Annotated in this window: 3 protein-coding genes; 1 reads left to right on the forward strand and 2 read right to left on the reverse strand. The window is 28.4% G+C overall.

Translation table 11 applies throughout. The features are described from left to right. Positions 1-68: 68 nt before the first annotated feature. A complete protein-coding gene (locus SVN78_10125; protein MDY6821963.1) occupies positions 69-590 on the reverse strand; it encodes a heme NO-binding domain-containing protein in 522 nt (173 codons plus the stop codon). Between the two features lie 16 nt (positions 591-606). Beyond that, complete coding sequence (locus tag SVN78_10130) at positions 607-2,241, reverse strand: S8 family serine peptidase (protein MDY6821964.1); 1,635 nt, start codon at positions 2,239-2,241, stop codon at positions 607-609. A 97-nt stretch (positions 2,242-2,338) separates the two neighbouring features. Between SVN78_10130 and SVN78_10135 the strand changes: the two genes are divergently transcribed. Next, positions 2,339-2,525: ATP-binding cassette domain-containing protein (locus tag SVN78_10135; GenBank protein ID MDY6821965.1), on the forward strand; the 187-nt coding region annotated here is incomplete at its 3' end.

Consider the following 2,525-nt stretch of genomic DNA (forward strand, 5'->3'; position numbering starts at 1 on the left):
CTCCAACTAACGTTAATGGTTGCCCTTTCATAGTTATTGCATTTTTTTGCTCCATAAATGATTACCTCCTATTGAAATCTTATCTCGGCTTGATTATTACTTGTAATATTTACTAATAATCTTTCATTATATATTTTACCAACCCCCTGTATGGCACCTATGAAATAATCAACCATATCCCTATGAGAATTATATGTCATTAATAATGTTTTATCATCCTTTTCGCTATAGCTAAATTTTGGCGGTTTTGCTCCTTTTACAGTTGATGTCATCTGTTTATGGATATTATCTAAATTCAATAAAAATTCCTTTGCACTATTATATTTTCTATAAAAATGCTTATACAATTTTTGCGAAGTATTTGTTACAAAGTATTCTCCTAATTCTTTTAAAAATAGCTTTTTTTGCATATTTAATTCCTTTGCCATATGCTCTATTAAACTCATAGCTTTGCTATCATCAAAATCAGTTGTAGCCAAAATTATTGTGTGATTTCCTAGACCAATATTATTTAGTAGCTTTTTCCATGAATCCTCATCTTTCTTTTCTAGATAGTAATCTTTAAAGCTATTAATTAAAACCCCTTTCATTTATGCACCTCCCTTACTATCTACCAATACCAAATGAATTACAATTAACATTATTTAGTCCACTTTCAGTTATTAATGCATCACCCTCTGAACTACTTAGCTTTATCATATTCATATTAAATATATCGTCACTAGCAAATAATCTATTTAAAATTTGATTTGTAAACTCCACTGTAAAAGATCCAATATTCTGACTTGATCTATCTAATAATAAATCTTTTAATTCTAACCCAACACAATTTGGATATAAATAGGCTGCTATTCCAACAACACCAGAGGTAACTGCTGCAGCCTGTGATGTGCCAGAACCAATTATGACACTTGGTGGATAGTTTAGGCTAATTATCTCTTCCCCTGGCATGTAAATATCTACAACGTGCCCATAGTTAGTAAAGACAGTTGGCTCCCCATATCTATTTATAGCACCCACTGAGATTATATTATCTAAATCATAAGCTGCAGGATAAGCTCCCGTTGGTATATCAAAAAAACCATTTCCACCATTTCCTGAATTATCAATATTCTTATTTTCGTTACCTGCTGCTGCAACAACTAATATGTTAGCATCTAAAAATTTCTCTATTAATGAATATTCCACTCTGTCATAAGGCCCACCAGCTGATACATTTACTGCAACAATATTGACACCTTTATTTTTCATCTCTAAAATGTAGTCATAAGCTTCATTATATTTATCAACTGTGGAATAATCTGAACTTGCTGATAAGGGAAGTATTTTAGCCTCATCTGGTAATAGTCCAGTCATATACATATTATTATCTGTTTTAGCAGCAATTATTGAAGACATAGCTGTTCCATGGTATGCCTCATATCCATCTATACACTCTGTTAATGTGCACTCAGGATGGCCAATATCCACACCTCTGTAGTCGTCAATATAACCGTTATTGTCATCATCAACATTATTATTTGGAATTTCACCACTATTTACATAAACTCTATTTAACAATTCTGGGGTATCATAATATATACCAATATCAACTATAGCAATAACAGGAGGATTATTTTTATTATATTTATAGTTTTGTTCATCTATAAATTTACGATAACCTAAATATCCTAAATCAACTCCTTCCTCATCACTATTATATAAATACCACTGCTCTTCAAATAGTGGATCCCTTGGGGCATATTCTAAATTATCACTATCAACATTTATTTTTTTAGTTCCTTTAAGCTCTTTAAATTTGCTATCAAATGTTTTTTTAGCACCTCTCTGAACATATTTTATTTTAGTCAAGGTTATTAAATTTTCTAAAAATTTATTAAGTTCACTCTTGGTGGTTTCTATAGAGATTATACCGCTATTTTTAAATAGCTTAATATTTGAATAATTATTTAATAGATTAGCAATTTTTTGCTTATTTTTGTTACTTACATTGGCTGCAATATAAAAAGTATTTTTTTTGATATTATTTACAGTTTTTTTACTGTCTTTTTCACTATTTTTTATTGCATAATCATAATATTTTATATTACCCTCTTTAAGGTGTATATAAGATATTATGCCCCCTGATTTTATATATAGATCGTCAAAATCCTTTGCATTAACAGTCGATATTTTTAATATAAATATTAATAAAACAATAAAAAGAAAACTAAAAACAATTAAATTTTCTTTTTTAAACATAAAATTCTCCTTTAAATATAAGTAAAATTAACTATAATGCTACTTTTATAACAAATTATAAAATAATATAGAATAAATTTAAAAATTTGCAAGTTATATGTTTGATATCAATGTTGTAAAGAAATTTAGAGATATAAAGCTAGACTTTAAATTCAAATCTAACGCAAAAAAAATAGCACTTTTCGGACCATCAGGAGCCGGAAAAACGTCTCTATTAAAAATGATAACGGGATTTGTTAAGCCTGATAAAGGATATATCAGGTTAAATGATAACATATATTTTG

Source organism: Deferribacterota bacterium (genome assembly GCA_034189185.1).
In the GTDB taxonomy this organism is placed as follows: Bacteria; Chrysiogenota; Deferribacteres; order Deferribacterales; family UBA228; genus UBA228.